The sequence below is a fragment of the Rhodococcus sp. JS3073 genome (genome assembly GCF_026810085.1).
GTDB classification, from domain to species: Bacteria; Actinomycetota; Actinomycetes; order Mycobacteriales; family Mycobacteriaceae; genus Rhodococcus_F; species Rhodococcus_F wratislaviensis.
In genome coordinates this window covers 4,914,956-4,938,873 of record NZ_CP113951.1, presented here as the reverse complement: position 1 = coordinate 4,938,873, position 23,918 = coordinate 4,914,956, and the positions used below count along the sequence as shown (strand labels likewise).

Sequence of the window (23,918 nt, the reverse complement as noted above, 5' to 3'; positions counted from 1 at the left end):
TTTCGCCGTGTTCTGTGGTCATCGGACGATCCTCTCGGCCCTCAGGGCCGCGATCCGGTCGTCCTCGTAGCCGAGATCGCTGAGAATCTCGGTTGTGTGCTCGCCCAGCGACGTCGGTGGGCGATGCACGTGGCCCGGGGTGCCCGAGAGCTTGACCGGGAGACCCGGGACCCGCATCGGTCCAAGTTCCTCGTGGGCAATGTCGACGACGAGGTCCAGGGCCTGGATCTGGGGGTGTGTGACGGCCTCGTCGTACGCGAGGACCGGGGCGCAGATGATGTCGTGGGCCGAGAGCTGGGCGACCACGTCGTCGCGGTCGCGGGCAGCGAACCAGGGCTCGAAGGCGGTGTCGAGCGCTTCGCGGTTTTCCAACCTGGACGGGGCGTCTGCAAAGCGCGGATCGTCGAGAAGCGCCTCGGCGCCCATCGCCCGGGTCAGCTTGACGAAGTGGCGGTCGTTGAAAGCGACCAGGTGTACCGCACCGCCGTCCCGGGTCGTATAGGCGTTGTACGGCGCGTAGAAGTTGCTGCCGTTGCCCACCTTGCCCTGGATGTAGTCGGCGAGGAGGTACTGACCCAGCCACGGGGTCTGCAGATGGAACAGCGCACCCACCAGGGATATCGAGCCTGTCTGCCCCTCCCCGGTGCGCTGTTTCGCGAAGAGGGCGACGAGGGCGGCGATCGCGACGAGGTAGCCCGCCGCGCTGTCGGCGACGGGCGGCCCGGCCTTGAGCGCAGTCCCCGAGCGCTCGCCGGTCGCCTCCATCAGGCCGGTGAGCGCCTGGGCGACGGGGTCCATCGCGGGACGACCCGCGAGGGGGCCGCTCTCGCCGTATCCGCTGACATTGAGGCAGATCAGGTGGGGGTGCCGTTCGCGAAGCTCCGCGGCGGTCAGCCCGAATCGCTCTCGAACCGCAGGCAACATGTTCTCGATCAACACATCCGCGGTCGAGCAGAGATCGTGGAACAGCTCGCGACCCGCCGCCGTACGAAGGTCGAGCGCGAGGGCGCGCTTGTTCCGGTTCACGCCGGAATAGACACCACTCATGCCGTCTCGTCCCGGTCCGAATGTCCGTGACTCGTCGCCTCCGATCGGCTCGACCTTGACGACGTCGGCGCCGAAGTCGGCGAGCAGCGACGCACCCAAGGGGCCGGCCACCATCGTCGCGGCGTCGATCACCCGGATGCCCGAGAGCGCCTCGATTTTTCCGGTGAACCCCATCACTAGCTCCGTTCATTATCCTGAACTGACATCATTATTTGGAACACCACGGACGTTACGAGCAGCTTCGCTCGCTGTCAATAGGGAAAATCGCCGCCCACCTCGGAGAGACCGTCGATGCGCCGAACGGGGCCCTACCGGCAGCGCCAGGCTCCGGTGATGATCAGGATGAGTTTCATGATGAACACCGTTGAGCCGAAGAAGGTTGCGCCCCAACGATTCTGCACACCATTTCCGCCGGGGACGATGCCCGCACCGGTTTCGACGCGAACTGTTGGGCGGAGTTATGCGTCGGTGTTCTCCACGACCCAGGCCGCGATCTGCGCCCGAGAGGTGAAACCCAGTTTCGCCAGGATGTGCTCGACATGGCCTTGCGCGGTGCGCGGCGAGATCACCAGGCGATCGGCGATGGCCTGGTTGGTCAGGCCTTCTGCGACGAGGTCGGCGACCTGGCGTTCCCGCTTGGTCAGTCGCGTCGACGCGTCGGTGCCCGGCGCGGAGATGCCGGGCGGATGTTCGTGGAGGGCATAGGCGATCGCCGCGTCGAAGCCGAGCTGTTCACCTTTGCGGTGCGCCGCTCCAAATGCCTTTTCCCCAAGCCTACTTCGAGACTTCTTCTCACATTCGTCATGGTAGACAAGAAGATCGGAGTAGATCACCACATCGCTTCCCACCGACCGCGCCAGCCCCGCTGCGGCTCCCAGCAGAACCGCCGCCCTCGGTTCGTCGCGCCGTCCGCAGGCGATCCAGGCGAGGGCCTCGAGGCCGGCTGCGGCGACGCGTGGGCCGTGCACCTGCCGGGTCAGTTCCAACGACTGCTCGAGCACTCGGACCGCGCGATCGGTGTCACCCTGACGCCACGCGGCGATGCCCAGAGCCCACGACGAGTGCGACCGGTACATCTTCTCGCCGTGCTGCTCCGTGATCGCGAGAACACGCTCGAGGTGTTCGATCGCCGGGTCCGTCGAGCCGCGGAGTCCGTACGCCAACCCCAACGGGTACAGGGCTGCTACTTCGAGCAATCGATCTCCGCGCTCGCCGAACACCGCGAGCGCGGTTTCGAGGTGCGAGGTCGCGCTCGCCAGCTCACCGCTGTAGAGGGCGAGCATGCCGGCGGAATAAGCGATGAGAGCACGCATCATGGGGTCGCTCGTGTGCGCGACGAGCGCACGACCCTCCGCCACGAGCGCAGCTCCGGCCTCCAGATCACCCTGCACATCGGCCATCATGCCGGCGCGCTGGAGTGCCTTGATCCACTCGACGGTCGGTGGGCCGCTCTGGCGGGCGAGCAGCTGACCGAGCCAGCGCCGCCCCTCGTTGTACGAGCCCTGGGAGCCCCAGAACAAGAACAATGCGGTGGCGGTACGCAGGCCGGCAGCGGGATCGTCGGCCAGACTGAATTCGAGGGCCTCCCGCAGATTCGGCTGCTCCCGCTTCAGCCTGGTGATCCAGTCGAGCTGGTGGGCGCTGATCCACTCGGCCTCCGCGGCCAGCGCCAGCCCCTCGTACCAGTCCCGGTGCAGTCGGCGCACGGACAGGAACTCGCCTGCCTGTTGCAGCTTCTCGCAGCCGTACTCGCGGAGGGTCTCGAGCATCCGGAACCGCACCACCGCACCGGATTCCTCGCGAATCAGGATCGACTTCTCCACCAACGACGTCAACGTGTCCAGCAGCTCGTCCGGCGCGAGGCCGTCACCGCACACCTGCTCTGCCGCATCGAGTTCGAAGCTTCCCGCGAACACCGAAACCCTGCCCCACACCAGTTGCTCACCGGCGCTGCACAACTCGAAACTCCAGTCGACGGACAACCGCAACGTCTGCTGCCGCGTCGGCGCACCACGGCTTCCGCGGGTCAGCAACGCATAGCGGTCGGTGAGCCGCTGCAGGATCTGCTCGGGCGACATCGCACGCAACCGGGCGGCCGCCAACTCGATCGGCAACGGCAGCCCGTCGAGCCGGCGGCAGATCCCCGCCACCGCCGCCGCGTTCTCCTCGGTGAGGACGAAGCCGGGAACCGCGGCAGCGGCGCGTTCGGCGAACAACGACACCGCATCGTATTTGGTCAACCCCCGCAGGGACGGCCGCCGGTCGGGATCGGGCACCGCCAGCGGCGGAACCCGCAGCAGCGCCTCCCCGCCGATGCCGAGAGGTTCGCGGCTGGTGGCGAGAATCCGCAGCCCCGGACAGGTGTGCAACAGAACGCCGGCGAGTTCCGCCACGGCATCCACCAAGTGTTCGCAGTTGTCGAGCACCAGCAGCAGTTCCTGGACCGCGAGGTGCTCGACGAGGACCTCACGCAGCGGCCTCCCCGAGTCGTCCCGCAACCCCACTGCGGCGGCCACCGTGTCGACCAGCGACGACTCGTCGTGCAGTTCACCCAACTCGACCAGGCGCACCCCGTCGGCATATTCGCGCCGCACAGCCGACGCGACCCGCATCGCCAGGCGCGTCTTGCCGACACCGCCGATCCCCGTCAACGTCGCCAGTCGCGATCCGGCGAGCAGGTTCTTCGCCTCGGTGAGTTCGTGCCGCCGGCCGACGAAACTGGTCAGTTCCAGAGGGAGCCTTCCCGTCGCAACCGGCGTGGAGGGTGCCGGCGACCGGGGCAGTCGCGATACCGAGTGTGCCTGGTCGCGTGCCGAACCCCGCGCGGTATGGAGGGCCAGCTCGTCGACCGGAAAGCCGTGATCGAGTTGGAGCCGGCGCAGTTCCTCCCCGAATTCGGCGGCCGTGGCCGGGCGCGCGCCGGGCGTCCGGGACATCGCGCGGGCGATCGTGTCGGCCACGTCGTCGGGGATTCCGTGCTCGCGCAGGTCGGGCACGGGTTGGGTGGTGATCCGGAGAAACTGCGCGACCACCTGCTCACTGTCGCGACGTTCGAACGCGGCATGAGCGGTCAAAGCACTGAACAAGGTGGCGCCGAGGCCGTAGACATCCGCAGCCGGGCTCGGTGGATCGCCCTCGAGGACCTCCGGCGCGGTGTAGGCCGGCGATCCGGTGACGGCACCGGTGGCGGTTCGGAAGCCGCCGGTGATGTGCGCGATGCCGAAGTCGGTCAACGCCGGTTCGCCGTAGTCGGTGAGCAGAATGTTCCCGGGTTTGATGTCCCGATGCAGGATGCCGAGCCGGTGCGCGGTCTCCACCGCGCCGGCGATCTTCACCCCGAGCCGCAGCACATTCTCCAGCGGCAGCGGACCGCCGCGACGGATCCGCACATCGAGCGAATCCTGCGGGTGATACTGCATGACGATGTAGGGACGGCCACTGCCGGTGGCACCGACCTGCAGGACGCCCACGATGTTCGGGTGGCCGGTCAGTCGGCCCATCGCCCGCTGTTCCCGGAAGAACCGGGCCCGGTTCTCCTCGTCGAGGTCGACGGTGAGCACCTTCACCGCCACCGTGCGATCCAATTCCGCCTGGGTGCAGCGGTAGACCACACCGAAGCCGCCGCGCCCGATCTCCTGGGCGTCGTCGAAACCAGCCTCGCTCAGCTCCGAAACGACAGCGGGAACGACGTACCGCTGCGTGTCGCGCGGATCACCTTCACCCATCGGACGGACTACTCACCCCGCCGGCTCATGGTTCCCCGCACACTGGTCCCCGACGGCGCGGCCAGCGCGAATCACCCGTGGACTCACCTCTCGATAGCGTGCATCCAAGGATATAGCCGCAGGACGTGCGTGCGGTGGCATGTAGGAATTCCCGATCCGTCCAGGACTTCCGGACCGGGCCGAACCCGCGAGGCCGCAGAGTACCCAATAGCTTTGCGCAACAATATTGTTCGTGTGTCGCGATGCTCGCGCTCAGGGATGGCGCTCGCGCCGGCCACGGGCGCGGTGCTTGACAGCGTCCGAGGACCCTCTCTACATTTTGTTCCAAATAACGTATCAAGTTCATTATAGTGAACATGCAGCGGCTCGCCGAGAAGGACCGGACATGATTCTCCTGGGGTATCGCGATCACAACGTCCACGAATTGGTGTGCCACGAGATCGCCAAGCGGGCGCGCTACTACGACCGTCTGGGGATCGACGTGGAGGCGGTGCCCGGCTCGGAGCACCCGGAGGCAGAGTTGTCTGCGGGGCTGGGCGGCTCGCTTGTCGAAGCACTTCGAGGGCAACGCCACTGGAAGGTAGCGCTCGTCCACACTCTTCACCCGTTGTTCTGGATCTGGGAACGAAGGGGAGGGACGCAGCCGGCTGGGCCGACCGTCCTGGCCGCGCACCCCGAAGGATCGATCGTGTGGGCTTTCACCCAGCGGTTGCTGACCAGCTGGGCCGGGGACGAAGCCCCGTCGGTACGGCATTTTCCCGGAGGAATCGCAGGTGATCGACAGAGGCTGGAGGCACTCCGGTCCGGTGCAGCCGACGCGGCTGTTCTGGGCTCCGCTTTTGCGCCCAGCGCCTTGTCACGGCTCGGGCTCACCGAGTCGTTGTTCTTCGGCGCCGCCCTGAGGTTCCCCACTGCCGGTATCGCAGTCGACCTGCAGAGAACGAGCCTCGACGACCCCTCGGTACGGAAGGTCGTTGCCGCACAGACGGCAGCAATCGGTGACGTCGAGAACCGGACTCCCGTGGCACTCGATGCCGTGGCGTCGCTGCTGCACGACAGCAGCCGGGCGGATGCGCAGCGGATGTTGTCGGACTACCTGTCCCCTCGATACGGCCCCGATCCACAAGATGTTCGAGCCGCCGGTGCGGATGCGTGCGAATGGTTGACAGGCGTACTACCCGCGAGTGGGCACACCACCCCAGACTTCTACGAGGCGGTTCGGTGACTACTTCTCGACGTGAACAACTGGTCGTACAGGCAGTGCCCGGGACCCATGGCACGACGGTCACCGCGCGCGGGCACGAGCTGACGATCGACGAAGCCCCGCGCTATGGCGGGCACGACTCCGGCGCAAACCCGGTCGAGCACCTGCTTGCCGGCATTGCCGCTGCCTCTCTGGTGGTGCTCCGACTGCTCGGCGAGGTCGCAATAGCCGAGTCTGCCGCGCTCACAGTGTCCGCGAGCTTGAACGTCGATCGCGTGATGGGAGCCGACGACGGCCCCGTCGTCGAACTGATTCGCCTGGACTGGGAAGTGGCGAACGCGGCGCACGCCGAGCGCTTGCGTGCCGCCCTTCCCCACCTCGCGAGCCGTCGCCCAGGACAAGCACTGATCGATGCCGCGTCCACCTGTACGGAAGAGGTGTCCGTCCGCGAATCGACAGCTGCCTGCGGGTAGCGCTCTTCGGCTGCCACACCGGCTGCGGCGGCAATTGCCGGGGCACGTCACTGCACGGCGCGACGCGAAGGAGTGAGGATCAACAGCATGGATTTCACCGCGATCACCCCCACGAAGATCGTCACAGCGGCGAGTAGCGCCGTGGTGACGGCCCGCCAGGCAGGCGGGTGCAGGAGGTGAAGCCAGATGATGGCGAGGGCAGCCACACTCGCCAGGGGAAAGGTGAACGACCAGAAGCCGTGTGAGAATGGGAGAGCGCGATAGCGCGGCAGCAAGGGCACCTGGACCATCACCATGAATGCCGTAATTGCTGTCAGCGATCCGAACAGAGCGTCGGGTCGGCCGTTCGAGATGGCCAGCCATGCGGCAGCGCCGACTGCCGGCGGAGCGATCATGATGACGAGCGTCGGGACGAGGGGCGCGGGCATGGCGGGGCGCAATGCGAGCCGGAGAAACAGAAGCATGGAAATCACCACCCAGAAGAACAGGCCGATCGCGAAGCTTGCGATAGCGAGCCAGTCGAGACCGGTCTGGGCGGCGGTGAGTGCGCCGACGAGGCCGGCTGCGCTGATGGGCAGGTAGTAGCCGCCGTGCACGGACTCGAGTGCCATTTCTCCGCTCATCCAGAAGCTCATCATCCACGCCCCGAAGATGGCTGCGGCCATGATGGCGATCAGGGTCAGCGCCGTACCGGCGAGGGGAAACGTGCGGTGCAGGTTTGCACCCAGCAGCATTGCGGAGAGCGGAAGCAGCGCCGCGAGCGGACCGTGCGCGAAGTGAGTGAGTTGGTGCGAGAAACCTAGGGCGACGCGCCGGTCGCGGTGCGCGTGCGCAGCCGCCATCACGATCCAGGCGAGCGCGGCGATCAGCCAGAACGCCTGCGTGAGGGCGAATGGAGTCCCGAGCGCGACCGTCGCGATCGACCAGACCTGGGCAAGGCCTGCCAGACCCAGCGGGACCGCGAGGGAGTTCAGTGGGAAATGGGTGCGCGAGCGTGGCTCGCGGGCAACGCTCTTGGAGTGGGCTGCCATTGAATGCCTTCCTGGCTGGGCGGAGATTCTCGGACCTACAGACCACTCCGAGTTATTGACTCCTGGGTCTAATACACTGGCCGCCACCATATTAGTTATCGACCTTGAGGTCAAATACGGTTGCGGGTTAATCTACTTCGATGGCTAGACCGATGCTCTTCAGTACCGATGTGGCGGTTGACAAGGCGATGGACCTGTTCTGGCTCCAGGGATACGCCGCGACGACTCCCCAGGAACTGGCCGGCGAAATGGGAATCGGCAAGGGCAGTCTCTACAACACTTTCGGGAGCAAGCACGGCTTGTTTCTGCGAGCGCTTCGGCGCTACAGCGAAATGCGACTCGAGTACCTCGCCGACCTGTTCGCCGCGCCCGGCCCGATGAGGCCCCGCCTCGGGGTGGCAATGACTGCCCTCGCCGGGGTCGGCGAGCACCGGCGAGGGTGCGTCATGGTCAATGCCGCGGCAGAACTCGGCACTGCCGACGACGAGGTGAATCGCATCGCGGACGAACTGTTCACTCAGATCGAGGGAGTCTTCGAGCGCGCAATCGAGCATGGACAGGAGTCCGGGGAATTCGACAAGAACCGGCGTGCCGACATCGCAGCTCGTCAAATGCTGGCCTCGGTGATCGGCCTCAGCGTGCTCGTGAAGTCGGGTGGCCAACCGGAGATCTGCGCCACCGTCGTCGAGGGGTGCGTCGACGGGCTGTGACCGTCGCGACCCCTACCCGGCGCCCGGTGCTCGTCGAATCTGAGACACAGCACCAGCCGGAGGCGGTCGTGCCGCGGCCTTTCCGTACCCCGTGACCCGCGGTCAGGAATACCCTGGCAAGTGCACGCCCCTATACACCTCCCGGAATCTGCACCGCCCGGAATCGGACCGCCATGAACGATCGCCCGCCGAGTGATTCGACGGTCGCGTCTGGGCCGCCCACCGAACTGGGTCAGGACACCCAGCTGCCGCCGTCGACGACGTCGGGCGCCGAACCGGTGTTCGTCGTGGAAAGCGGCGTCGAACGCCTCGTCGCGGATTGGGAGTCTTCCGGTTCGCCCGCCGAGCTCACCGAGTATCTCCCCGACACCTCCGCGATCAGGCGGGCCGCGCTGATCGAGCTGATCAAGGTGGACCTCGAGTACCGGTGGCTGCGGTCGGGTCACCCGAAGCGCATCGCCGACTACTGCCTCGAATTCCCGGAGCTGCTCGCCGAACCACTGCCACCGGAACTCGTCTATCTGGAGTACCGGGTCCGCCGTCAGAGTGGCGCCGACGTCGATCCCGGTGAGTACGTCGCCGAATACCCGCAGCAGGCAGCCCGGTTCGAGACTCTTCTCGAACACGATCGCCGCATGGACCGACGGACCATCACTGCGGAACTCGGCCCGGGCGACGACCTCGACGTCGGTGAGCGCCTCGACGATTTCGATCTGATGATGGAGCTGGGTCACGGCGCGTTCGCGCGGGTGTTCCTCGCCCGGCAGCGTTCGATGCAGCGTTGGGTGGCGCTGAAGATCTCCCGGAACATCGGCAACGAGCCGCAGACCCTGGCGCAGCTCGACCACCCGTACATCGTCCGCGTCTACGACCAGCGGGTGCTCGAGGACCGCCGGCTGCGGGTGCTGTTCATGGAGTACGTCCCGGGTGGCACGCTCCTCGACGTGGTGCGGCTGGTCCGCAAGACACCGCCGGAGCAGCGGACCGGGCAGCTGCTGCTCGATTCGGTGGACCGCGTCCTCGCGGAGAGAGGCGAGATCCGGCCGGAGTATTCGAGTGTGCGGGACGAGATCGCCGCGCTGTCGTGGCCGGAGACGGTGGCATGGATCGGGCTGCGGCTCGCCGACGCGCTCGACTATGCCCGGGCGCACGGCGTCCTGCACCGCGACATCAAACCGGCGAACGTCCTGCTGGGACTCGAAGGCATCCCCAAGCTCGCCGACTTCAACGTCAGTTCGAGCGACAGCGTCGAGAATCGCGGCGCCGGCGGATTCATCGGCGGCTCCGTCGCCTACATGTCGCCCGAACAGCTCGAGGTGATCGACCCGAGCACCCACAGGACCGCCTCCGACCTCGACACCCGCAGCGACATCTTCGCGTTGGGCGTCATGCTGTGGGAACTGCTGACCGGGGCTCGGCCCTTCCCGGACGACGACGGAACCGCGTCACCGCCGTCACCTCGGGTACTGCTCGAGTCCCGACGCCGGGGAGTGGACCCGGAGCGATCCGCGCTCCCCGAGGACTGCCCGGCCGCGCTGCGGCGCATCCTGGTGAAGTCGCTCGCACCCGACCGGGACAATCGGTGGTCGAGTGGCCGGAAGCTGACACGGCAGTTCGCGCTGTGCCTCGACCCGCACGCCCGCGACCTCGTCGACCCCGCGCCGGGAAGCGTGCGGTCCACGATGTGGCGGTGGGCGCTTCCCATCGTGATCGCCGCCGTCGGCATCCCGAACCTGCTGGCAGCCGGATACAACTACTACTACAACAAGGTGCTGATCATCGCGACGCTGCCTGTCGAGGCACAGGAGGATCTCGAATTCGTGCATCTGGTGATCGGCGGGATCGCGTTCCCGCTGGGCGCAGTGCTCATCGTCTACTGGTGTCGACTCGCGCTCACGGTGCCGCGCGGTCTGCGCAACGGCAGAACCTACAGTTCCGAGGTGCTGGAGAAGGCGCGCGCCACGACGCTCGGGCTCGGCCACCGCGCGGTGGTGGTCAGCTTCGGACTGTGGGTCGTCGCCGGCGTCGCCTACCCGGTCGCCCTGGAGATCACCGCAGGCGGGATTCCGTTGCGCGCATATACGCAACTCCTCGCGTCCCTCGCCGTGTGCGGGGCGGTCGCGCTCGCCTACCCGTTCTTCATCCTCACCTTCTACGCAGTGCGGTGCCTCTGCCCGATCCTGCTGTCGCACGGCGAGTTGCGTGGAAGCGACGGACGCAACATCCGGGCCCTCGGCCGGAGCATGCCGCGGTACCTCGCCGTTGCCGCGGCCGTCCCGTTGATCGGGGTCGCCGGGCTCAGCTTCGTCGGCGGAAGCACCGGCGATGCCGTGAACGCGACGGTGCGCGCGCTGTGCCTGGGCGGCATCTTCGCGTTCATCGCCGTGTATCAGTTGTTCCGGCGGATCGAGAGCGATCTGCGCGCGCTCGAGAGGGTCGTGTGGCTGGAGGTACCGGGATCGCCGACCAGGCGACGCCGCTGAGAGCGCAAAAAGAAGGCCCCTGGCGCTGCCGGGTCGGGGTCCGACAGCGCCATGGGCTCAACTTGTATTTCTCTCGAAGCCCCCTCCGCGTTACACCCTTTTTGTCGCACTCCCGGCGAGACCGCCCATCGTCATGTCGTAGAGCACGGTGGCCAGCTCGTTCCGCCGGTCACGAAGGTCCCGGCGGAGATATTCGAGACCCACCTCCCGGTAGCTGACGGTGAGCACCAGCAGCAGCGCGTCGAGGTCCACACCCGGTCCGATCGCGGACGGGTTCACCGTCACATACGTACGGAGGAGGTCGCGGGACCGCTCCTCGATCCGGACGGAACGGTGAGCCGACAGGGTCAGGTGCGGGGCGTCGTTGAGCAACGACGTGAGGATGTCGCGATAGCGGTCGAGGACCGCGAGAAGCTGGACCTGCAGGGCAGCGTCCTTCAGGAACGTCCCCTGCGCGACGGCCTCCTCGAGATTGGCCCCGAGGGAGGCGGTGGCGTCCTCCATGATCTGGTCAATCAGCACCACGATGATCTCGTCCTTGTTTGCGAAGTACTGGTACACCGAGCCCTTCGAAATGCCCGCGGCTTCCGCGATCGCGTTCGTGCTGCAGCCGGTGTATCCCTTGGTCCGTAAAACCTGACCAGTTGCCGACAGGATGCGCGCGACCGTCTCCTGCGACCGCTGCTGGGAGGGGTCTTTCCGCTGGCCAGTACCCATTCGCTGAACCCTCCCGATCTGCCGCACAATGCGACTTGTACCCGTCCGATTCGGTGGGGTGAACTGTAACTCACAGCCCTCCGAGCGGGGGCTGACGCACCCAGACGCCCCTTTCTCGACTACCGAATCGAGTGCACCGCAATGACAGACACCCAGTCCCGGGAGTCGGCGCCCGGCCTCTCCGACTTCACGCCGCCGCGGCGGTTCGACATGGACTCGGAGTGGGGTCGCCGCTCGATGCGGACGCTGTCGCGGTTCGTGCACGGCAACCCGACGCCCACCGCGGCGGAGCGGGAACTCCACGCCCGCGCGGTGGTCAGTCAGGACGAGATCGGTGCCGCACTGGCGCGGGCCGTCCTCGTCGACAAGACCGTCACGATGGCCCAGTTCTCTCAGGCACTCTCCGACGGCATCGGCAGCGTGCCCGACGCCGCGCCGCCCCTGGTCGCGTTCTTCGACGCAGTGGACCGCCGGCCGTCGTGGGTCGACGACCGCCGCCTCGAGCACGGGGCCGCCGTCTGCCTGCGCAGCGGCATGACCGGCCTCGACCTGCTCGCGACCGGTTCCCTCATGAACGGCTACCGCAGCGCCGCCACCTCCCGCCAACTCGTGGCCACCGGCAGGCTCGTCGGGGACGGCGCCGGTCAGCGCGTGGCCGAGACCGTGCGGTGGTGGTACGAGTGCGTCCTGCCCGGCGGCATGGACCGCGACCGCCGGGGCTGGCAGTTGTCCGTGCACGTCCGGTTGATGCACGCGTTCGTCAACCTGAGCCTGCTGCAGGACGAAAGCTGGGACGTGTCCGACTGGGGCATGCCGATCAACCAGTCGGATCAGGCCGGGACGCTCGCCCTGTTCTCGACGACGTTCCTCGTCGGACTCCGGTCGCTGGGCGTGTGGGTCTCCGCCGACGAGGGCCGCGACGTCATGCATCTGTGGCGGTACATCGGCTGGCTGATGGGCATCGACGAGCACTGGCTGGTCGACGACGAGAACACCGGACGCCGCAACATGTGCCAGATCGGGATGTTCGCACCCGGCCCCGACGAGAACTCCAGGGTGCTGGCCGACTCACTGCAGAAGTCGTGGGCCACGTTCCACTACCCGCTTGCAGAGCCCCTGCGACGCCGGCTCAACCGCCAGCGTCTGCTCAGCATCCAGCGGATGTTCTCCGGCAAGCGCGGCATGCAGGAACTCGGATTGCCGGTCGTGCCCGCCTGGTTCGTTCCCCTGGCACTGGCGGGGAACGGCACACTGCACGGTGCGGCGCGAGTGAGTCCGGCAGTCCGGGACCGCGTCGGCCGACGCTCCCGGCGACGAGTCGAGGCGTGGCTCGCCGCCAACGAGACGTCGTCGCGGGCTCAGCGGCGCTCGTAGATGCCGCGGACGTACGCCGCCTGCCCGGCATGCTGCAGATCGTCGGAGACGACGCTGATCAACCGGACGCCGAGAGTAACTGGCGGATCCCAGTTCTCGTCGACGATCCGATCGAGGTCGTCCGTCCCGATCGACTGGACGTAATCGACGGTGCGGTCGTGCACCGCGTCGTGATACTCCCGCAGGAGGTCGGCCCCGGTCCGTACCTTCGCCACCTCGTCCGCGGAGTGCCCGTAACCGATGTCGGCCACCCGGAACGGCAGGTCGAGGCGCTCCACCCACCCGCCGGACGTCCACACCTGCTCGGTGCCCGCGACACCGGCGATGTGGTCGTCCTGAACGCGCGTCAGATGCCAGATCAGCCAGGCGATGGTGTTCGCCTTCGCGTCCACCCGAAACGTGAGGGCGTCGGCGGGGAGATCGGCCAGCGTGGAATGCACGGTCTCTTGAATGCGATCGAAGGCGTCGGTCAACAGCGCACTATGGTCCACGATCTTCCTTTCGTCGTGTTCACCTCACGTTCCACTATGACGCCACTCGGGCTCACAGAACCGGCATCTCCGAACCTTCCGGAAAAGAGTTCGTTCTACGGGGAGCGGAGTCGGCTGTCGCGATCCGGCGGCGAGCCAGGATTCGCGCGGCACGATCAGTGTCGATGTCCTCGCTCTCGGCGAGAGAGTAGACCTCGGCAAGCGTGTCTCCGATGCCTCGGGTGCGTGCTCCGACCGTCTCCTCGCTCCAGCCGAGGACCTCTCGGCCTACCAAGTGAAATGCGCCGCCGGCGTTGGTAACGAAGTCGGGCGCGTACGTGACATCGCGCTTGTGGAGGATTTCTGCCGCCGCGTCGTCGGCAAGGACGTTGTTCGCGGCGCCGACCACTGCGGACGCGGGCAGTTCACAGGCGACCGCGCTGTCGAGCACTCCGCCCATCGCGCAGGGCGCGAAGATGTCACAGGGCGTGGTCAGGACGTCATCGATCCCGACAATGGCGTGACCGAGTTGCCGAGCCCAGGCCAACCGCTCGGAGTCGGTGTCCGCGACGAGGAGGCGCGCCCCGGCCTGTGACGCGAGGTCGGCCACCCCGCTGCCGACCGCGCCAAGGCCCTGAACAAGCACGGTGAGACCGTCGAGCGTCCCGAGTCCTCGGTGCACGGCGGTCGCCTTCATTGCCTCGAAGACACCCAACGACGTGTTGAATGCACTGGAACCGGCTCCGCCACGCACGGCGGAGCGGCCGAAGACGAACTCGGTTGTGTCGTTGATGACGTCCATGTCCGACGAGTTGGTATTGACGTCGGGGCCTGTCCAGTAGTTGCCGGCGAGTTTATCGATGTTCTCGGCGTGCAGGGTCAGGATTCGTTCCCAAGTGTCCTGGTCGATCTCACTGCGTGGAGCCGGGAGAGCAATGACCGACTTGCCACCGCCCATCGGGAGGTTGCTGACGGCCATTTTCACAGTCATTGCACCCGCAAGTCTGCCGGCATCGTCGAGCGCCTCACCGAAGGATGCGTACTGTGCCGCGCGGGTGCCACCCGCGGCAGGTCCGAGTCGGGTCGAGTCCAAGCGGATGATGAAGGACACTCCGGTTTCCCGGTCGTGCCGCGTCACTGTCAGTTCGCCGTCCCAGCACAATGTCTTGTCGAGTGTCATAGTGTCCTGTCTTTCGAAAATGTTGCTTCGCCTGAAGTGCACAGTCACGGGAGCGGTCGTCCTGACCAAACGTTCTCCGATCGCCACTGCCGTCACTCATTCAGCGAGGATTTTCCGGATGCTGCATCGCGAAATCCACTGCGGTCCAGGCCATTGCGATGGCGCCGTCGAGAACGGCTCTGTCGGCTGCCGGGCCGATGCAGGCGTCGGCGAATTCGGGTTGGTGGTTGACCGCGGGATGGCAGTCCAGGCCGAGCATGGGGTGAATGGTGGGCACGGCGTGAGAGACGTTGCCCATGTCGGTCGCTGCACCCACCATTCCGTCCGGTAGATCAGGAAAGCTGCGACCGAGGGCTTCTGCGTTGGCGCGGTATCGCGCAAGCAGGGTGGCGTCCGGACGCAAGTCCGCGTAGTCGGGTCCGCTGGGCGTGATCGACATGGCACATCCGGTGGCCCGCGCCCCAGCCTCGAAGCAGGCCTTCACCCGCGTAGTGAGCGCGGCGAGTGCCTCCGCGGTATCGGAGCGGACGATCCAGCGTCCGGCCGCAGTATCGGGGATCACGTTGACGGCGGTGCCGGCATCGGTGACGATGCCCTGAATTCGGTCGGTTCCGCGAGTTTGTTGTCGCAGTTGACCTATCGCTACCTGCGCGATGAGCATCGCGTCGGCAGCGTTGACCCCCAGTTCGGGGTAGGCCCCGGCATGGGCGGGCTTGCCTTTGTACGCAACTTCGAACTGGGAAACAGCCGTGCCGGGCATCGCCGCCATCTCGACGGCGGCGGGGTGGACCATCATCGCCGCGTGGAGCCCGTCGAAGGCACCGCGTTCGAGCATGAGGATCTTCCCGCCGCCGCCCTCTTCGGCAGGTGTGCCGAGGAGCGTGACGGTCAACCCCACGTCGTCGACGAGGTCGGCCAGGCCGAGGGCGGCACCGACGCCGGCTGCGGCGATGATGTTGTGTCCGCATGCGTGCCCGATCTCGGGGAGGGCGTCGTACTCGGCGCAAATTCCGACGTGCACCGGACCCGATCCGATCGTGGCGCGCACCGCCGTGGGTAGGTCGTAGCAGCCGTGCTGCACCTCGAATCCCCCGCCGCGGAGTTCGTCGGCGACCCACTCACTGGCTCGGTATTCTTCGAATCCCAATTCAGGGTTCGCGTGGATGCGGTGAGACAACTTCAGAAGCGCCCCTTCGTACCGCCGAATCCTCTCCTCGACAGCAGCTTTCGCTCCGACGGCAGCCGTCGTCATGAGGGCGTGGACACCGCTGCGGGGGCAGTGTGGATCGTTGCGGGCCGGGTCGCGGCGTCATACGCCGCTCGGGCGCCGGTCGCGCCCATGCCGCTGTCGCCCGCGGGCTCATAGAGCCTCTCCGGGCCACCGCCCTGCCACTGATTGATCCAGGTCACCCCGGCAGGGATGCCTGCGGCTGCGGCGGCATGGTCGGGGTTGTGCGTGTAGACGGTGGCCCCGAGCGCGAAGCGTGACGAACTCGCGCGCTCGAGCCCCTCCTCGAATGAGGAGACGACAACGACCGGGGCGATGGGGCCGAACGTTTCCTCGGTCATCACCAGCATGGAGTCGTCGACGTCGGTGAGCACAGTGGCCGGGTAGAAGAACCCCTTCCGCTTCGGGACTACGCCGCCGGTGTGCACGCGAGCCCCACGCTCGACGGCATCGGTCACGTGCCGATGGACGATATCGCGCTGGCGTGCATCGACCAACGGCCCCAGTACGGTTTCGGCGTCGTGGCCGTCACCGAGGGCATAGGTGGATGCAGCGTCGACCAGGGCGTCGACGAACGCCTCGGCGATGTCCTGGTGGACATAAATGCGTTCCATGGACGTGCAGATCTGTCCGGTGTTGACGAACGCGCCGAAGGCGATCGCGGCGGCGGTTGCGACCGGATCGACCCCGGAGTCGACGACGACTGGGTCCTTGCCGCCGAGTTCGAGGATCGACCGGCACAATCGCCCACCGGTTCCAGCGCCGATCCGGCGTCCGGCCTCGACGGACCCCGTGAAGTGCACCAGCCGGATCTGGTCGTGCTCGACCAGCGGTGCCCCCGCCCGGGCGTCACCGAGGACGAGGTTGACCACGCCTGGAGGCAACGTCGACAACTCGAACAACCGGGCGGTGGAGAGTGGTGAGCGTTCGGACGGCTTGACCACGACGGTGTTGCCTGACGCGAGTAGCGGCCCGAGAGCACCCAGCACCATCGGCACGGGGAAGTTCCACGGGGTGATGACGGCGGTGGCGCCGAGCGGATGACGCAGGATCGTCGTTCCGCCGCCGTCCGCGCCGGGGAGGGTTTCGACGAAGGGATAGGTCAGGGCCTCTTCGACCGCGGTCCGAAACCCTTGGACACCACCGTCGATGAAGGACCTACCGAGGGCGACAGGCTTCCCCATTTCCTGACATTCGAGCTCCGCGAGTTCCTCGGCATGATCAGCGATCTGCACGGCCCACCTGGTCAGATGTTCCACGCGTTCGGCGACCGGCAGCTCCGCCCACCCGGGCTGCGCCTCCACTGCCGCATCGACGGCGCGGTCCACATCGTCGGGCGATCCGCCGGGGTAGCGTGCGATCACGTCTTCGGTGGCGGGGTTCACCAGATCATGCAGCGTCGAACTCTGGGAGTCCTCCCATTTTCCACCGATCAAGTTCTGCAAGGTCTTCATACGAAACGTGTTGCCTTCCCTGTGATGTGGAGTTCAGCGGATACGGTCGGCCATGAGCTCGCCGACCATGATCGCCGTCAGATTGGTGTTGGCCCGCGGGACGGACGGGAATATCGACGCGTCGACCACCCGCAGCCTGTCGACTCCGAGGACCCGACACGACGGGTCGACCACGGTGTCCGCGTTCCCGGCTGCACCCATCCGGCAGGTACTGGTGGCGTGCTGAACATCGCTCACGGTTGCGAGCAAGTGGTCGTCGAGCTCGCTGTCACTGTCGAGCACCGAGAACAAGGCCCTGTTCTCGGCCTCGAGCGGCCCATGGGTGATGGCGGCGACCGCCGGGTCACGAGCGAGTTCGACCAGGTCGCGTATCCCGTCGCGCAAACGGGACAGGTCCCGCTCGTCGGAGAGCATCCGAGAGTGAATCTGAGGTTGATCCGCCGGGTCGGCCGAGGTCAGCGTCAACACCCCGCGCGAGTACGCCTGATTCACCCAGACGCCGAACGCACCTGCCAACGCGCGCATATCAGGATTGGCCATGGCAACGACATTCTGATTCTGCGACACGAACATCATGTCGCCGACGGAGGCGCCGGGCTCGCTGGTGTAGCGGACGCAGACGTTGGTGTGCCGGTCGTCCGGGCTTTGGATCCCTGCCTCGTCGATCAAAGGAATCGACACCACCGCCATCGGATGGTCTTGCAGACCTCGCCCGACCGGAAGGTCCTGGCGCACCTCGATCCCCAACGAGCGCAGATGCCCGGACGGACCGATTCCGGAGCGCATGAGAATCGCCGGAGAGTGGACCGCGCCGGCGCTGAGTACCACGTCGTCGGCGTGCTCGGTCACCACCGTTCCGTCGACGATGATCCGGACGCCGACCGCGCGGCTTCCGGAGAAGATCACCTGGTCGACCAGGGCATCGCCACGGATCGTCAGGGTCGAGGATTCGCGAGCGGCCTCGAGGTAGGCGTCGTTGACCGACACGCGTCGGCCGGACCGTGAGTTGATCGGGTACGGCGAGACACCCATGGCGTGGGGTGCATTCACGTCCGCGGCCCAAGCATGACCGGCCGACAGGGCAGCCCTGCACAGCGCGGCATCAACGGATCCCCAGTTCTCCTGGGGCATGCGGTAAATCGGGGTCGGCCCGCCTCGGCCGTGATAGGCCTCGTCACCGTACTCCTCGTCATCCTCGAGCTTGGCGAAGTACGGCAGGACGTCGTCGGGCCCCCAACCCAGGCAACCCCAGCTGACCCAATCGTCGAAGTCCTCCATCGGGGGACGGATCGCGATCTGTCCATTGATCGATGAGCTGCCGCCGACCCCTCTGCCTCGCCAGTAGGGCGCAGGCGCTTGCTTCTCGGTCCGTGCCGCATCGAGCCCCATCCACACCAGATTTTCGGTCGCCGTCGGGTCGAGCAATGCCCTGATCGGGTTGGGCGACCGCCACGCCTGGTGCATCTGCGCCGAGCGATAGTCCGGTCCGGCCTCGAGGAGCAGGACCCGCTTGCCTTTCTCTGCGGAGCGGACCGCGAGCGCGGCCCCCGCCGAACCCGCACCCACCACGATGACGTCCCAGCCTGTCTCGGTCACAACAAACCTCCGTAACGAGTTGCGCGAATGAGGTCTCCGGAATCACCCGGGTCCTGCCGAGTATGATTCTGTAGACAGAGAGTTCAGTCAATAGTGAATATTCATTTTTTTCTGACCGAATGGAGGTGGCGGTGTCCGTCGACGGCAGCGACAGCGGAGAGAAGGTTTCCCTCATCGAGGACTTCGGTGTGCATATCGGCGGTGCGATGGGCTGGCCCCCCATGGCGGGTCGAGCCGCGGGCGTGCTGATGCTCAGCGAGGCTCCGATGACAATGGCGCAACTGCAGGATGCGCTCGATGCGAGCAAGGGATCGGTATCCGAGACAACCCGGTTGCTCATCACCACCGGCACCGTGGAACGATTCAAAGAACCGGGAAGTCGCCAGTTCGTCTACCGATGGCGCGACGACGCCTGGATCGGATGCCTACAGCACCAGCTCGAGCAGACCACCGAACTGCTGGCGCTGGCGGAGAGTGCCCGAACCCGCGGAAAAAACCTCCCACCCGAACAGCGCGCCCGCTTCGACGAAATGCACGCGTACTACAGCTTCATGGTCAGCCGACTCGAGTCGCTCCTTGCGGAGTACACGGAAGGATTCAACGCCGCGCGACCATGACCCCTCGGTCTCATTCGGTACGTCTGGACACGAGAGCGAGTCTACGAATCCGACCCTCCCCGGAGTAGTTCGAGCTCGAACCACAGTTCGGCCCGGGCGGCGGGCGAGTCCAGCGAGACACCCAGAAGGTTCTCGATTCGATCGAGACGTCGCCTCAAGGTGTGCCGGTGAATTCCGAGGTCCTTGGCCGCGGGGTCGGTTTGACCGTTGTGAGTCAGCCATGAACGCAGGGTTCGACAGAGGCTTCCCTCCCCTCCCGCGTTTCCGGCATCCTGCAATACCGAGAGATGGTTCTCCGCATAGGACCGCGCCCGGTACCTGTCGAGGTACGAGGCGAGGCCCTCGCCTCCGAGTTGAGCGAAGTGCAGTGCCCCCTCGTTGCGCTGTGCGGCTTCGTCCGCCGCCTGCCTGCTTTCCCGGCGGGCGCGGGCGAACTCGTCCCACCACGCGTTCTCCGAGATTCCCAGCCGGAGGTCGGAAACGGTGACGAGCCTCGAAACCGACTCTTCGACTGAGGCTTCGGAGACCACCACCAGCAGGTGGCCTTCGACCCGGCCGAATATGGCTGCCCCGCTCGGTCCGGTGTCGAGGACCGCGATCGCGCTGTTCAACGCACTCTGCGAACCCACCGCTGTGATCACCTTGACCGGTTCGGAGGGAAATCCGCCCCATAGATCCTGGGAAACCTCCCGGGTCGCCGCCGTCTGACCGGCGATCAGGAGTCGAAGGGCTGCGGCTCGCGCGCGGGCGAGTGCCCGCTGGGTCTCGTCGGTTCTGCGCACGAACAACGTCAGGAGGGAGGCCGCCACCGTCACGACACCGTGGTCCAGCGATCCGACCACGCCCTGACGTCCCGCGACGAGATACCCGAGCACTCTGCCATCCACGGCCGCCAGTGGTTGAGAGATGATGTCCTCGCCGCCCTCGGAAGAGAACACGACTTCACCCGGGCGTGCGATGCGTTGCGGTGCAGTGCGGTTCACGGCTCCGCGCACAGTGCGGTGCGAGCCGTGCACGACGTGTCCTGCCGCGTCGAGCAACGCGGCCCAGCCCCCGATGAGTTCTGCCGTGCGCCGCACAAGGGTCCTCGCACCGTCTGCGGCCAGTGTCGCGTGAATCAGCCGGCGCTGCTGCTGATGCGTGCGCTGCAATCGGGCGTGATCGTCGGACGAGAGCGCTTGCGATACAGCCTTTTCCAAGACGATGAACGGAACAGCGAGGGGCACTTCCACTAACGGGAGCTGTTCGGCGCGGGCCGCCGCGACAAATGCGTCCGGGACGGTGTCGAAGCGCAGTCCGACGCCGAACCCCACGGCCGCGACACCCGCCGCAACCAGTCGCCGCACCCGCTCCTCAACGGCCTCGGCGTCGGCGGGTAGCGACACCCCGGTGGTGAGAAGGAGTTCACCCCCGCTGAGGAATGCTGTGGGATCTTCCAGTTCGGAGACGTGTGCCCAGCTCAGCTCGCGTTCGAGATGCTCCTCGCCGGCCCGGACGGTCAGGTTGAACGCTTGGGTGTCGCAGAGCTGGCGGACTGTGATCGGCATGCACCCAGTGTGCCATTCTGGCGCATCGGTTGACCCCTCCTGCCCAGTTTGGCCACTGTTGGTTGTCGGCCCTCGCCGGAACACTTGCTGAAGACATCGACCGGAGATGCGTGAAAGCCGAGCCCACTGGATCGGCCGTCATCGTCGGGTTCCTCAACGCCTATGGGAGCATTCATGACCGACTTCACCTATCGACTCGCCCAGAAGAGGCACCTCGCCACCACGCTTCCCGGGCCGCGTTCCGCCGAGATCGCAGCCCGGCGCAGGAACTTCGTCGCCGCAGGTGTCGGTTCCTCGGTGCCCGTCTACGCAGTCGACGCGGACGGTGGAGTCATCGTCGACGCGGACGGCAACTCCCTGATCGATCTCGGCGCCGGGATCGCCGTGACCAGCGTCGGCGCATCGAACCCCGCTGTAGCGGCGGCGGTGGCCGAGCAGGCGCAGCGCTTCACCCACACCTGTTTCATGGTGACCCCCTACGAGGGGTATGTGCGGGTCGCCGAAGAACTCGCCGCACTGACCCCGGGATCGCACGAGAAGCGTTCGGTGCTGTTCAACTCCGGTGCGGAGGCTGTCGAGAACGCAATCAAGATCGCTCGACTCGCAACCGGCCGGACAGCGGTGGTCGCGTTCGACCACGCTTATCACGGCAGAACCAACCTCACGATGGCACTCACGGCGAAGTCGATGCCGTACAAGGCGCACTTCGGCCCGTTCGCGCCCGAGGTGTACCGCATGCCCGCGTCCTACCCGTACCGCGACGAGTCCGGCCTCACAGGCGAGCAGGCGGCGCTCCGGGCGATCACGCAGATCGAGAAGCAGATCGGCGCCGACTCGGTGGCCGCGATCATCTACGAGCCCATCCAGGGTGAGGGCGGTTTCATCGTGCCTGCACCGGGATTCCTTCCCACCCTGGTCGCCTGGGCGAAGGACAACGGCGTCCTCTTCATCGCCGACGAGGTGCAGACCGGCTTCGCGCGGACCGGCGCATGGTTCGCGAGCGAGCACGAAGGCGTGGTTCCCGACCTCATCACCCTGGCGAAGGGGATCGCGGGCGGCATGCCCCTGGCGGCGGTCACCGGCCGCGCCGACCTCATGGACTCGGTCCACGCCGGAGGGCTCGGCGGAACCTACGGCGGAAACCCGGTGGCCTGCGCGGCCGCGCTCGCCACCATCGACACGATGCGCGAGTGGGATCTACCGGCACGCGCGCGCCAGATCGAGAATTCCGTGAAACCGCGCCTCGAAGCATTCGCGACAGAGGTCGGAGTCATCGGAGAGGTGCGCGGTCGCGGCGCCATGCTGGCCATCGAGATGGTCCGGCCCGGCACCACCGAACCCGACCCGGAACTGACCAAAGCGGTTGCTGCCGAGGCATTGTCACAGGGAGTTATCATTCTCACCTGCGGCACGTACGGGAACGTCATCCGCCTGCTGCCGCCCCTGGTCATCGGCGACGACCTACTCGACGAGGCCCTCACCGTCCTCGAAGACGCGATTCGCACGCACGCGCGTCGCTGATCCCGACGCGCGGCCAACGACCACCTCGACACCTGAAGGAAACACACATGACCGACACCCAGACCCTTCTGGCCGCACTTCCGACCGACCTGTGGATCGGTGGCGAGCAGGTGCCGGCTACCGGCGGCAAGACGTTCCCGGTCCGCAATCCCGCAACCGGCGAGGTACTGATCGAGGTGGCCGACGCGAGCCCGGAGGACGGCGTGCGGGCGCTCGACGCCGCCGCGCAGGCGCAGTCCCGATGGGCATCGACGCCGGCTCGCGAGCGTTCCGAGATTCTTCGCCGGGCCTGGGAACTGGTCATCCAGCGCCGGGACGACTTCGCGCTGCTGATGACCCTCGAGATGGGCAAGCCACTCACCGAGAGCTACGGAGAGGTGACGTACGGCGGTGAATTCTTGCGCTGGTTCTCCGAGGAAGCAGTGCGGATCAACGGCCGCTACACGCAGTCACCGTCGGGCAACGGCCGGATTCTGGTCACGAAGGAACCGGTAGGCCCCACGCTGGCGATCACGCCGTGGAACTTTCCTCTTGCGATGGGCACCCGGAAGATCGCACCGGCATTCGCGGCCGGGTGCACGATGGTGGTGAAGCCCGCCGCCGAGACACCGCTGACGATGCTGTTGCTCGGCGAGGTCTTCCGGCAGGCGGGCCTTCCGGCGGGTGTGCTGTCCATCCTGCCGACCTCGAGTTCGTCCAAGCTCACCGCTCCGCTGTTCGACGATCACCGACTTCGGAAGGTCACCTTCACCGGCTCCACCGGTGTGGGAAAGATCCTGCTTCAGCAGTCCGCCACGCGTGTGTTGCGGACGTCGATGGAATTGGGCGGCAACGCGCCGTTCGTCGTGTTCGCCGATGCCGATATCGACGAGGCAGTCGAGGGCGCGATGGCCGCGAAGATGCGCAACACCGGTGAGGCGTGCACAGCCGCCAACCGGATCCACGTCGACAATGCGGTACGAGCCGAGTTCGTCGAGAAGCTGACCGCTCGGATGAAGGCACTGAAGGTCGGGCCCGGGGACCTCGACGGCACACAGGTGGGGCCGCTGATCACCGAGAAGCAGCGGTCGAGTGTTGCAGAGTTGGTGACGGACGCCGTGGACAAGGGCGCCGTCGTCACCACCGGCGGCTGCAACGCCGCCGGCGAGGGCTATTTCTACGAGCCGACGGTGTTGGCCGACGTGCCGGCCGACGCGCGGATTCTGAAGGAAGAGGTCTTCGGGCCGGTCGCAGCCGTCATCGGGTTCGACGGCGAGGACGAAGGAGTCGCCGCGGCCAACGACACCGAATTCGGTCTGGCTGCGTACATCTACACCGAAAACCTCGACCGGGCGCTGAGGGTGTCCAGCGCACTCGAGTCCGGGATGGTCGGCGTCAACCGGGGCATCATCTCCGATGTCGCGGCACCGTTCGGAGGAGTGAAGGAATCCGGGCTCGGCCGTGAGAGCGGTAGCGAAGGTATCGAGGAATACCTCGAGATCAAGTACATCGCACTCCGCTAGCCGGGCAACCCACAACGTCACACGCACCGGCACTTCGAT

Annotated in this window: 18 protein-coding genes; 8 read left to right on the top strand and 10 right to left on the bottom strand. The window is 66.6% G+C overall.

What is annotated here, in order from left to right; genetic code table 11:
• Positions 1-18 precede the first annotated feature (18 nt).
• Both OYT95_RS22300 and OYT95_RS22295 read right to left on the bottom strand, forming a co-directional pair.
• Entirely contained in the window at positions 19-1,221 is a 1,203-nt protein-coding gene (locus OYT95_RS22300; RefSeq protein ID WP_128640845.1) for a CaiB/BaiF CoA transferase family protein, read from the bottom strand.
• Positions 1,222-1,505: 284 nt separating this feature from the next.
• The gene (locus OYT95_RS22295) at positions 1,506-4,772 is read right to left on the bottom strand and encodes a protein kinase domain-containing protein (protein ID WP_268789091.1); all 3,267 of its coding nucleotides are present in this window, start codon (positions 4,770-4,772) and stop codon (positions 1,506-1,508) included.
• A 385-nt stretch (positions 4,773-5,157) separates the two neighbouring features.
• Between OYT95_RS22295 and OYT95_RS22290 the strand changes: the two genes are divergently transcribed.
• Together OYT95_RS22290 and OYT95_RS22285 are read left to right on the top strand one after the other, a co-directional pair.
• Complete coding sequence (locus OYT95_RS22290; RefSeq protein WP_268789090.1) at positions 5,158-5,997, top strand: hypothetical protein; 840 nt, start codon at positions 5,158-5,160, stop codon at positions 5,995-5,997.
• Positions 5,994-6,449 carry an OsmC family protein gene (locus OYT95_RS22285; RefSeq protein ID WP_268789089.1) on the top strand — a complete coding sequence of 152 codons (456 nt, stop codon included), beginning with the start codon at positions 5,994-5,996 and terminating at the stop codon, positions 6,447-6,449. The genes OYT95_RS22290 and OYT95_RS22285 overlap by 4 nt, the downstream gene beginning before the upstream one ends.
• Before the next feature lie 47 nt (positions 6,450-6,496).
• On the opposite strand, the gene OYT95_RS22280 is transcribed toward OYT95_RS22285, so the two are convergent.
• Positions 6,497-7,480 carry a potassium-tellurite ethidium and proflavin transporter gene (locus OYT95_RS22280; protein ID WP_128640841.1) on the bottom strand — a complete coding sequence of 328 codons (984 nt, stop codon included), beginning with the start codon at positions 7,478-7,480 and terminating at the stop codon, positions 6,497-6,499.
• 140 nt (positions 7,481-7,620) lie between these two features.
• Between OYT95_RS22280 and OYT95_RS22275 the strand changes: the two genes are divergently transcribed.
• Together OYT95_RS22275 and OYT95_RS22270 are read left to right on the top strand one after the other, a co-directional pair.
• Positions 7,621-8,190 (top strand): TetR/AcrR family transcriptional regulator, encoded by a 570-nt coding sequence (locus OYT95_RS22275; protein ID WP_268789088.1) that lies wholly within the window; start codon positions 7,621-7,623, stop codon positions 8,188-8,190.
• Positions 8,191-8,363: 173 nt separating this feature from the next.
• A complete protein-coding gene (locus tag OYT95_RS22270; RefSeq protein ID WP_128640839.1) occupies positions 8,364-10,673 on the top strand; it encodes a serine/threonine-protein kinase in 2,310 nt (769 codons plus the stop codon).
• 90 nt (positions 10,674-10,763) lie between these two features.
• Here OYT95_RS22270 and OYT95_RS22265 read toward each other — a convergent pair whose 3' ends face one another.
• Positions 10,764-11,390, bottom strand: coding sequence for a TetR/AcrR family transcriptional regulator (locus OYT95_RS22265; protein ID WP_037242567.1), 627 nt, complete (start codon positions 11,388-11,390; stop codon positions 10,764-10,766).
• 141 nt (positions 11,391-11,531) lie between these two features.
• Here OYT95_RS22265 and OYT95_RS22260 point away from each other — a divergent pair, with 141 nt between their 5' ends.
• Positions 11,532-12,764, top strand: a complete 1,233-nt coding sequence (locus OYT95_RS22260) for an oxygenase MpaB family protein (RefSeq protein WP_268789087.1) — start codon at positions 11,532-11,534, stop codon at positions 12,762-12,764.
• Here the strand turns inward: OYT95_RS22260 and OYT95_RS22255 are convergent.
• From OYT95_RS22255 to OYT95_RS22235, 5 genes are all read right to left on the bottom strand, one after another.
• Entirely contained in the window at positions 12,749-13,255 is a 507-nt protein-coding gene (locus OYT95_RS22255; RefSeq protein WP_268789086.1) for a mycothiol transferase, read from the bottom strand. The genes OYT95_RS22260 and OYT95_RS22255 overlap by 16 nt on opposite strands.
• Before the next feature lie 52 nt (positions 13,256-13,307).
• On the bottom strand, positions 13,308-14,414 hold the full coding sequence (locus OYT95_RS22250; RefSeq protein WP_268789085.1) for a Glu/Leu/Phe/Val dehydrogenase family protein: 1,107 nt from the start codon (positions 14,412-14,414) through the stop codon (positions 13,308-13,310).
• A 100-nt stretch (positions 14,415-14,514) separates the two neighbouring features.
• A complete protein-coding gene (locus OYT95_RS22245) occupies positions 14,515-15,666 on the bottom strand; it encodes a M20 family metallopeptidase (RefSeq protein ID WP_268789084.1) in 1,152 nt (383 codons plus the stop codon).
• Positions 15,663-17,096: an aldehyde dehydrogenase family protein gene (locus OYT95_RS22240; protein WP_268789083.1), complete on the bottom strand. Its 1,434-nt coding sequence runs from the start codon at positions 17,094-17,096 to the stop codon at positions 15,663-15,665. The genes OYT95_RS22245 and OYT95_RS22240 overlap by 4 nt, the downstream gene beginning before the upstream one ends.
• Before the next feature lie 33 nt (positions 17,097-17,129).
• Positions 17,130-18,692, bottom strand: coding sequence for a GMC family oxidoreductase (locus OYT95_RS22235; protein WP_128640832.1), 1,563 nt, complete (start codon positions 18,690-18,692; stop codon positions 17,130-17,132).
• Positions 18,693-18,823: 131 nt separating this feature from the next.
• Here OYT95_RS22235 and OYT95_RS22230 point away from each other — a divergent pair, with 131 nt between their 5' ends.
• Positions 18,824-19,309: a GbsR/MarR family transcriptional regulator gene (locus OYT95_RS22230; protein WP_081792755.1), complete on the top strand. Its 486-nt coding sequence runs from the start codon at positions 18,824-18,826 to the stop codon at positions 19,307-19,309.
• Positions 19,310-19,350: 41 nt separating this feature from the next.
• Here OYT95_RS22230 and OYT95_RS22225 read toward each other — a convergent pair whose 3' ends face one another.
• Complete coding sequence (locus OYT95_RS22225; RefSeq protein WP_268789082.1) at positions 19,351-20,856, bottom strand: PucR family transcriptional regulator; 1,506 nt, start codon at positions 20,854-20,856, stop codon at positions 19,351-19,353.
• A 174-nt stretch (positions 20,857-21,030) separates the two neighbouring features.
• Here OYT95_RS22225 and gabT point away from each other — a divergent pair, with 174 nt between their 5' ends.
• Both gabT and OYT95_RS22215 read left to right on the top strand, forming a co-directional pair.
• A complete protein-coding gene (gene gabT / locus OYT95_RS22220) occupies positions 21,031-22,377 on the top strand; it encodes a 4-aminobutyrate--2-oxoglutarate transaminase (protein ID WP_268789081.1) in 1,347 nt (448 codons plus the stop codon).
• Between the two features lie 47 nt (positions 22,378-22,424).
• Positions 22,425-23,879: an NAD-dependent succinate-semialdehyde dehydrogenase gene (locus OYT95_RS22215; RefSeq protein ID WP_037242587.1), complete on the top strand. Its 1,455-nt coding sequence runs from the start codon at positions 22,425-22,427 to the stop codon at positions 23,877-23,879.
• Positions 23,880-23,918: the final 39 nt, after the last annotated feature.

Coding starts and splice junctions, on each gene's coding strand:
- OYT95_RS22245 (WP_268789084.1), bottom strand. CDS start 15,666: ATGACGACGGCTGCCGTCGGAGCGAAAGCTGCTGTCGAGGAGAGGATT.
- OYT95_RS22290 (WP_268789090.1), top strand. CDS start 5,158: ATGATTCTCCTGGGGTATCGCGATCACAACGTCCACGAATTGGTGTGC.
- OYT95_RS22270 (WP_128640839.1), top strand. CDS start 8,364: ATGAACGATCGCCCGCCGAGTGATTCGACGGTCGCGTCTGGGCCGCCC.
- OYT95_RS22295 (WP_268789091.1), bottom strand. CDS start 4,772: ATGGGTGAAGGTGATCCGCGCGACACGCAGCGGTACGTCGTTCCCGCT.
- OYT95_RS22260 (WP_268789087.1), top strand. CDS start 11,532: ATGACAGACACCCAGTCCCGGGAGTCGGCGCCCGGCCTCTCCGACTTC.
- OYT95_RS22240 (WP_268789083.1), bottom strand. CDS start 17,096: ATGAAGACCTTGCAGAACTTGATCGGTGGAAAATGGGAGGACTCCCAG.
- OYT95_RS22300 (WP_128640845.1), bottom strand. CDS start 1,221: ATGGGGTTCACCGGAAAAATCGAGGCGCTCTCGGGCATCCGGGTGATC.
- OYT95_RS22225 (WP_268789082.1), bottom strand. CDS start 20,856: ATGCCGATCACAGTCCGCCAGCTCTGCGACACCCAAGCGTTCAACCTG.
- OYT95_RS22215 (WP_037242587.1), top strand. CDS start 22,425: ATGACCGACACCCAGACCCTTCTGGCCGCACTTCCGACCGACCTGTGG.
- OYT95_RS22265 (WP_037242567.1), bottom strand. CDS start 11,390: ATGGGTACTGGCCAGCGGAAAGACCCCTCCCAGCAGCGGTCGCAGGAG.
- gabT (WP_268789081.1), top strand. CDS start 21,031: ATGACCGACTTCACCTATCGACTCGCCCAGAAGAGGCACCTCGCCACC.
- OYT95_RS22275 (WP_268789088.1), top strand. CDS start 7,621: ATGGCTAGACCGATGCTCTTCAGTACCGATGTGGCGGTTGACAAGGCG.
- OYT95_RS22280 (WP_128640841.1), bottom strand. CDS start 7,480: ATGGCAGCCCACTCCAAGAGCGTTGCCCGCGAGCCACGCTCGCGCACC.
- OYT95_RS22250 (WP_268789085.1), bottom strand. CDS start 14,414: ATGACACTCGACAAGACATTGTGCTGGGACGGCGAACTGACAGTGACG.